Raw genomic sequence first — 7,005 nt, 5'->3', positions numbered from 1 at the left:
GCCGCCTCGGCGACATCACCAGTTAGCCAGGCCCCCGCCGCCCTGGCAACGCCCCCCTGCTACTAGCGGCCCTCGCAGGTGGGGAGGAACGGCCCGTGTCGTTCGGGACGGGGTTCGGGCAGGTGGCCGCGGGTGCCGACGGGGCGGCGGGGTCTACTACCGCGGGCCGAATGTGACGTGGGTCCTGTGGGCCGCCTCACCGCCCAGCGGCCCGATTGTCACGTTATGTACCCGGTTGAGGCCTCTTGGGTGGGTGTCCCAGGTCACTTCCGGCCCCCGAATCGAAGGAGACCGGGGCGTCGGACGTCGCTTCCCCAGGCGGGTCAGGCGTCCGCGGGCTTCGCGGAGACCAGGACGCCGAACTTGTCGATCCGGTGTTCGGGGTTGCCCCGGTCGTCGCGCCAGAAGTTGCCCGCGGCGTCGTCCTCGGGGGTCGCGCAGGTGGAGAGCGTGATCATCGCCCTGGAGGGCTTCACGCCGGGCTCCCCCGGGACCGCGGCCCGCTGTTCGGCCAGGGAGCGCTCCGAGCGGAAGGAGGTCTTCCTGGTCCCGGTGATGCGGTACTCGTACACCGTGCCGCCCGCCGTGACGAAGACGGAGTCGCCGATGTCCAGCGACGGCAGGTCGTGCAGCGGACCGCCGGCCGACATCCGGTGCGCCGTGATCAGGTAGTTGCCGATCCGGCCGGGACCGACACCGCCCCGCTCTCCGTAGGGGCTGGCGGCGAGTCCCTGGTTCTGGATCCGGGTGCCGGGCCAGTCGTCGGTGGTCCCCTCGTACGGCACCACGCGCAGGTCCGCCAGGCCGATGCCGGGGATGGCGAGCACGGCCTCGGGGGGCGTCACGGGGGCGGGCGGCGAGAGGGTCGAAGCGGCGACGGGCGGCGGTGGGGCGGCCGGGCTTCCCGCCGTGCTCGCCGCCGGGGCGGCGGGTCCGGCGGCGGGTCCGGCGGCGCCGCCGACCGCGTCGGCGTCGGCGTCGGTGGAGCAGCCGGCCAGCGCGAGCAGGACGAGGGCGGCGAGGGCGGTGGGGAGGATTCGCTGACTCAGCATGGCATTCCGGATCGAGAGCCGGGCGGTCCCGCCCCGGCGGGGGGCGGCACCTGTGGGGCGACCGACGCTATCCGGGCGGACGGTTCCGCGACAGGGCTCCCGCACGTGAGGTCGGCCATCCCCTCCTCCCCCGCGACGAGAGCGGGGCGGCGGGCTCAGATCCGCGGGGGCAGGCGGTGGAGAACGGCGTCGCTCAGTGTGCCGTCGACGGCGGTGAGGGTGAGGAAGGTGTGGTGCGGCTGGCGTCGGCGGTCGGTCGGCGAGCCGGGATTGAGCAGGCGCAGCCCGTTCGGGGCCGTGGAGTCCCACGGGATGTGGCTGTGGCCGAACACGAGGACGTCGGTGTCGGGGAAGCGCGCGGCGCAGCGCCGCTCCCGCCCGGCTGCCGGGCCGGTCTCGTGGACGACCGCGAAGCGCAGGCCGCCGAGCTCGGCGCGGGCGACTTCGGGGAGCCGGTCGCGCAGCGCGGGGCCGTCGTTGTTGCCGTGGACGGCGATCAGGCGGCGGGAGCGTGCTTCCAGCAGGTCGAGGGTGGCCTCGTCGGTCCAGTCCCCGGCGTGGATCACCACGTCGGCGTCGTCGACAGCCGCCAGCAGCGCTTCGGGCAGGGTCTTGGCCCGCGCCGGTACGTGGGTGTCCGAGGTCAGCAGGAGCCTCACGCGCCTACCGTACGCGCCGCAGGCCCAGGCGGGCAGGTCAGAGGCCGTCGCGGCGCCGTTCGTAGCGCCACGCGGCGTCGAGGGCGTGCTCCTCGTCCGGGGACGCGGGGTGCGGCGGGCCCAGGCGGCGGGCCGCTGCCACGCACCGGCCGTCGTCGTGCTGGGCGAGTCCCTGCACGGCGGCCAGCTGGACCTGGCGGTCCGCGTCGTCCAGCAGGGCGGCCATGGCACCGGCGAGGACGGGAGCACGGTCCCCGCCCCGGGCGACGGTGAGGCACGCGTCCCGCCGTACCCGCGGGTCCACGTCCGTCATCAGCACCAGCAGGGCCCCGCGGACGTCCGCCGAGGAGGCAGCCGACCGGGACCACGATCCGAGTCCTCGCGCCACCGCGCCCCGCACCCGGGGGTCAGGGTGGCCGGCGTGTGGCAGGAGCGCCGCGTCGGCCCGCGGATCCGCGTGGTCCCCGAGCGCGGTCAGCACCTCGGTGAGCACCGCGGGATCCGCCTCCTCGGCCGACCAGGCCGTGAAGAGCTCCAGCGCGGGGCCGCCGAACACGTCCTCGTCGCGATCGTCGAGGAGATGGGTCAGGCGCAGGACCTCGGCCCCGAACAGACGGTGGGAAGGGTCCTCATCCCTGCGCAGCGCTGCGGCAGCCGTCCAGACCTCCTGGTCGCGCCGGCCGGCCAGCAGGAGGGTGGCCGTCCCCCATGCGGCGTGGTCCTGGTCGTGCGCCACCGCGCGGCCCATCAGCTCCCCGAAGGAGGTGCGCACGCCCAGCAGCTCCTCCAGTCCTGTGAGGATGGCCCCGTGTCCGTCCCGGACGGTCACCGGGCCCAGGGTGAACGCGCCGACGCCGTGGTACTCGTCGTCCTGGACGCGGGTACGGACGACGGGGGCCCGGGAACCGGTGCGGCGCCGCAGCTCCGCTTCGGCCCCCGTGTCGTGCAGGCGGCGGGCGAGGTCGCGCATCTCCCGTAGTTCGGGCGCGGGGTACCGTCTGCCGTTCCCCGGGTGCAGGAGCGCGTCGGCCAACGCGGGCGAGCCGGATGCGACGGCATCGCGCAGGGGCAGCAGGCCGTCCGGGTCGCAGCGGCCCGGGTCGGCCCCGTACTGGAGCAGCAGTTGGGCGAGTCCTCCGGCGTACGTCCGCGTCGCCAGAGCGAACGCGTCCTCCAGTACGCCGGGGTCGGTGTCCTGCCGGAGGAGGCACGTCACCCGGGTGGTGTCCCCGGCGCGTACGGCGGAGAGCAGGGCGGGCTCGCCCTCCGCCGAACCGCTCACGCCCGGACCCGCCTCCCTCACCGCGCTCCCCACGGGTGGAGGCCCGAGCAGTCGTAGCCGCCGCTCGGATCCGGGGTGTGGAGCCAGTAGGCCGACAGGACGAGCAGCACCACCACCGGCAGGGTGAGGAGCGCGGACACCCCGGTGAGCCACCGCAGCCAGGCCGCTTCGCCGGCCGGCCCGGACCGCTGTGCGGCGCGGCGCAGGACGGCGTACAGCAGCAGGGCGCCGAGGCCACAGGCGAGGCCGGCCCACGAGGCGACGTGCATCCGGGTGGAGGGGCCCAGGTAGTGGCAGTGCTGGAAGGTGTCGGAGTCGAAGGCCGCGCGGGCGGCCAGCAGTCCGGCGGAGGCGGCGGCCAGCAGCGGCACCAGGAGCGCGCGTCGGCGCCGGACGGGAGGGCCGGCCGGGCCGTTGGCGGTCGTCGGCGCCCGTCCGGGCCGGGGGGAGGTGTCCACGGCGGCCGCTACCGCTTCTTCCAGAGGGTGAGCTTGGTCGCGTAGTCGGGCAGGTCCTTGTCCGCGCCCTGCGTGATGTCCGTGACCTCCAGCATGGCCAGCCGGCCGTCCGAGGTCTGTGTGCACAGCAGCGTGCCCACCGGGATGGTCGTGCGCAGGTCCGCCGCGGGGACTTCGGGGGGCAGGACGTCGGCGCGGGCGCCCTGCAGGCACTCCGCCGGGGTCTTGCCGCTGCTCTTGCCCGTGGGGGTCCTGAACTCCCAGCGGCCCTTGGAGATGCCGCTGAGCCGGAGCTCTTCGCCCGTCGCGATGTCGCCGGGGCCGAAGACCTTGGGAAGGTCCAGGTCCACGTTGACGACGTGCACGCCCGGCGAGCGCAGTGCGAAGGGACGGTCCTGGAAGACCACGGCGTAGCCGGCGTCCTCCGGCGGGGCGGAGCTCGGGGGCGGGGTGGGGGACGGCGGGCCGGGCTTGGGGGTCACCTGCCGGTCGTCCTGCCCGCCGTCCTGATGGTCCCGGGGGGAATCCCCGCCGCCCGTCATGCCCCAGATCCCCGCCCCGGCGAGGGCGAGGACGGCAGCGACGGCTCCGGCGGTGACGGCGGCGGGTCTGCGGCGTGCCGGCGGGTGTGGTGCGTGGGTCGGGTGCGGTGCGTGGGCGGGCGGCGCGGGGAAGCCGGGGGGCGCGCCGGCGGTGGCCCGCGAGCCGGCCGGGTCCTCGGGCCCCCTCGTGGGGGCGGCGGCGAACCGTGCGTCCCGCGCCGTCGCGGACGGGCCGCCGTCGGCGACCGTCGGCTCGGCCGGGGGGAGGACGGCGCGCGCCCTGCGGGCGATCTCCGCCGTGAGCGGCTCGGGCAGCCAGCCGGTGAAGTCATCGAGGGCGCCGCCCGCCGACTCCGCGCACAGCGCGGCCAGTTCCCCGGTGCCGATGCGTGCCGCCGGGTCGGCGGCCAGGCAGCGTTCGAGCAGCGGGCGGAGCCGGTCGTCGTAGCCGTCCAGCCGGGGCGGCCGCAGGGCGGTGTTGGCGATCTGCGCGGCGAGGGTGATGGCACCGCCGTCGCCGTAGGGGTGGCGGCCGGTGGCCGCGACCGCGCAGATCAGACCGAGCGAGAACACGTCGCCGGCGGGGCCCACCTGCTCGCCGAGCGCCTGTTCCGGTGACATGTACTGGGGGGTGCCGATCAGCCCGCCCGACTGGGTGAGCTGGGTGGCGTCCGCGGCCCGGGCGATCCCGAAGTCGATGACGTACGGGCCGTCGGCGCCCAGCAGGATGTTGCCGGGCTTGAGGTCGCGGTGGACGACTCCCGCGGAGTGGATCGCGCTCAGGGCCCGGGCGGTGCAGCCGACGAGCCGCAGGACGGTCGCGGGCGGCAGCGGACCGTATCCGGCGAGCGCGTCGTGGAGGGCGAGGCCCGGCACGAACTCCGTGGCCAGCCAGGCGAGTTCGCCGCCGGTGTCGTGGTCGACCACCGGGACGACGTGGTATCCGCGCACCCGCCGGGCCGCCTGCACCTCCTGCTCGAACCGGCGGCGGAACTCCGGCTCGCGGCCGAATTCGCGGCGGATCACCTTCAGGGCCACGGGCTGGCCGCCGCGCGTGTGGGAGAGGTACACGGTCCCCATGCCGCCCTCACCGATCCGCGCCCGGAGCCGGTACCCCGCGATGTCCCGGGGGTCGTCCGCCCGCAGCGGCTGTGGTGCCGAGTCCGCCGTCATTCCAACTCCCCGTTCGTCGATCTCCGTTCGCCGGTGAGGGTATACGGGGTGACCGGGCGGAGGCGGCGCCGGGTGCCGCCGTCGCGCCCGCCGCGGGCGGTCCGGTCCGCGGGGAGCGGTCAACTCCCGTCGGGGCCCTCGGCCCGGTGGGCGGGGTGGCCCTTGGCCAGCAGTTCGCCGTACGCCAGGCACAGTACGGGGAAGCCCAGTTCGTGCAGGGCCAGCCGGGCCTGACGGGCCGCGTCCGAGCCGGTGGGGCGGTGGCCGGTCGCCCGCTCCAGCAGGTCGACCACGTAGTACAGGCCCGCCCCCACCACGGCGAACCACGCCTGGTTCTTGCTGAACGTGTCGCTGTGCGCCGGGGCCATCGCGGCTGCGGCCCGCCGCACCTGGTCGCGTTCGACGGCGATCCGGGCGCCGGCGCAGGCGTAGGTGACTCGGCTTCGGGCTTCGGTGGTCACGGTCGTGCGCTCTCCTCTACCGGACGGCTGGGTGCAACTCCCCCGGACGTATACACCGGCGGGGGCGGCCGCCCGCGCCGAACCCGTGGGGCAGCGACCCCCGGGCGGTTGACCGCCGCCCGGGCCGCGGCCGCCCGCGCCCCGCCGGTGCCCGGAGCCGGCCGGGCGTGGGCCGGGGACGGGGCTGGCAGGAGGGGTGCGGAGTCGGCGAAGATGGGACCGTCATCCGTCATCCGTCACCATCAGTCACCGTCACCGTCGCGTCCGAGGAGAGTCCTGCCGATGTCCGGTTCCGCGTCCGGGTCCCGCAGGAGGCCGCCGACGATCGCCGACGTCGCCCAGGCCGCCTCGGTGTCCCGTACGACCGTGTCCCACGCCCTCAACGGACTGGGTAAGGTCGACCCCCGCACCCGCGAGCGGATCAAGCAGGTGGCCGCCGAACTCGGCTACCGGCCCAACCTGCGCGCCCAGCGGCTGCGCCAGGGCCAGGCGAAGGCCATCGCCCTGGCCTCCTCGATGCCCTTCGCGGTGGCCGGCGGCCCCTCCCGGCTCGGCTTCTACATGGAGGTCGCCGCGGCGGCCGCCGAGCGGGCCCTGCTCCACGGGTACGCGCTCGTGCTGGTGCCGCCCGTGCAGTCCGGGTCGGCGCTGCACTCCCTCGACATCGACGGGGCGATCGTCGTCGAACCCGGCGAGGACGACCCGGCCGTCGCGCAGCTGCGCGAGCGCGGCCTGCCGTACGTGGCCCTCGGCCGTGAGGTGACGCCCGGCACGGACGCCCCGTACGTCGACCTGCGCGGCGGTCTCGTCGCCGAGTTGCTGCTGGAGCACCTGCGGGAGCAGGGGGCCCGCCGCCCCGCGCTGCTCATCGGCGCCGGCACCCGCCACTCCGCCGTCGACGCCCGTGCCGCGTACGAGCGGGCCGCCGCCGAGCAGGGCTGGGACCCGCTGGTGGCCACCGCCCCGGAGGAGGGCGGCGAGGAGGCCGGGTACGAGCGCTGCGCGGCCCTGCTCGCCGAGCACCCGGGCATCGACGCGGTCTGCGCCCTGGTGGACGCCTTCGCGGTGGGAGCCGTCCGCGCGATCCGGGACAGCGGCCGGCGGGTCCCGGACGACGTGATGGTGGTGACCCGGTACGACGGCCCGCGGGCCCGCACCTGCGAACCCCCGCTCACGGCGGTCGACCTCCAGCTGGACCGTGCCGCCTCCGACGCGGTGGAGCTGCTCCTGGCGCGTCTGCGCGGCGAGGACCCCGCCCCCCGGGAGGTGCCCGGGACGGCGGTGACGGCGCCCGAGCCCCGGGTCATCGCCCGGGCCTCGTCCCTGCGCGCCCCGTAACTCGCCCCCGGTCTCCCGGCGGGCCCGCGGGGCCCTCGCC

Annotated in this window: 7 protein-coding genes; 1 reads left to right on the top strand and 6 read right to left on the bottom strand. The window is 76.2% G+C overall.

What is annotated here, in order from left to right:
• Positions 1 to 323: 323 nt before the first annotated feature.
• The 6 genes from AB0D45_RS20265 to AB0D45_RS20240 form a co-directional block, all read right to left on the bottom strand.
• The gene (locus AB0D45_RS20265) at positions 324 to 1,052 is read right to left on the bottom strand and encodes a class E sortase (protein WP_362460866.1); all 729 of its coding nucleotides are present in this window, start codon (positions 1,050 to 1,052) and stop codon (positions 324 to 326) included.
• Between the two features lie 155 nt (positions 1,053 to 1,207).
• The gene (locus AB0D45_RS20260; protein ID WP_362460863.1) at positions 1,208 to 1,711 is read right to left on the bottom strand and encodes a metallophosphoesterase; all 504 of its coding nucleotides are present in this window, start codon (positions 1,709 to 1,711) and stop codon (positions 1,208 to 1,210) included.
• Between the two features lie 37 nt (positions 1,712 to 1,748).
• Positions 1,749 to 2,993: a HEAT repeat domain-containing protein gene (locus AB0D45_RS20255; RefSeq protein ID WP_362460860.1), complete on the bottom strand. Its 1,245-nt coding sequence runs from the start codon at positions 2,991 to 2,993 to the stop codon at positions 1,749 to 1,751.
• 17 nt (positions 2,994 to 3,010) lie between these two features.
• The gene (locus AB0D45_RS20250; RefSeq protein WP_362460857.1) at positions 3,011 to 3,451 is read right to left on the bottom strand and encodes a hypothetical protein; all 441 of its coding nucleotides are present in this window, start codon (positions 3,449 to 3,451) and stop codon (positions 3,011 to 3,013) included.
• A gap of 8 nt (positions 3,452 to 3,459) precedes the next feature.
• Positions 3,460 to 5,166, bottom strand: coding sequence for a serine/threonine-protein kinase (locus AB0D45_RS20245; protein WP_362460854.1), 1,707 nt, complete (start codon positions 5,164 to 5,166; stop codon positions 3,460 to 3,462).
• Positions 5,167 to 5,285: 119 nt separating this feature from the next.
• Positions 5,286 to 5,627, bottom strand: coding sequence for a hypothetical protein (locus tag AB0D45_RS20240; RefSeq protein WP_362460851.1), 342 nt, complete (start codon positions 5,625 to 5,627; stop codon positions 5,286 to 5,288).
• A gap of 282 nt (positions 5,628 to 5,909) precedes the next feature.
• Here AB0D45_RS20240 and AB0D45_RS20235 point away from each other — a divergent pair, with 282 nt between their 5' ends.
• Positions 5,910 to 6,965, top strand: coding sequence for a LacI family DNA-binding transcriptional regulator (locus AB0D45_RS20235; protein ID WP_362460848.1), 1,056 nt, complete (start codon positions 5,910 to 5,912; stop codon positions 6,963 to 6,965).
• Positions 6,966 to 7,005: the final 40 nt, after the last annotated feature.

The sequence above is a fragment of the Streptomyces sp. NPDC048352 genome (assembly GCF_040651895.1).
Lineage (GTDB): Bacteria > Actinomycetota > Actinomycetes > Streptomycetales > Streptomycetaceae > Streptomyces.
Note: the sequence above shows the minus strand (reverse complement) of the source record. Positions and strands in the feature narration are given on the sequence as shown.

Coding starts and splice junctions, on each gene's coding strand:
- AB0D45_RS20265 (WP_362460866.1), bottom strand. CDS start 1,052: ATGCTGAGTCAGCGAATCCTCCCCACCGCCCTCGCCGCCCTCGTCCTG.
- AB0D45_RS20245 (WP_362460854.1), bottom strand. CDS start 5,166: ATGACGGCGGACTCGGCACCACAGCCGCTGCGGGCGGACGACCCCCGG.
- AB0D45_RS20235 (WP_362460848.1), top strand. CDS start 5,910: ATGTCCGGTTCCGCGTCCGGGTCCCGCAGGAGGCCGCCGACGATCGCC.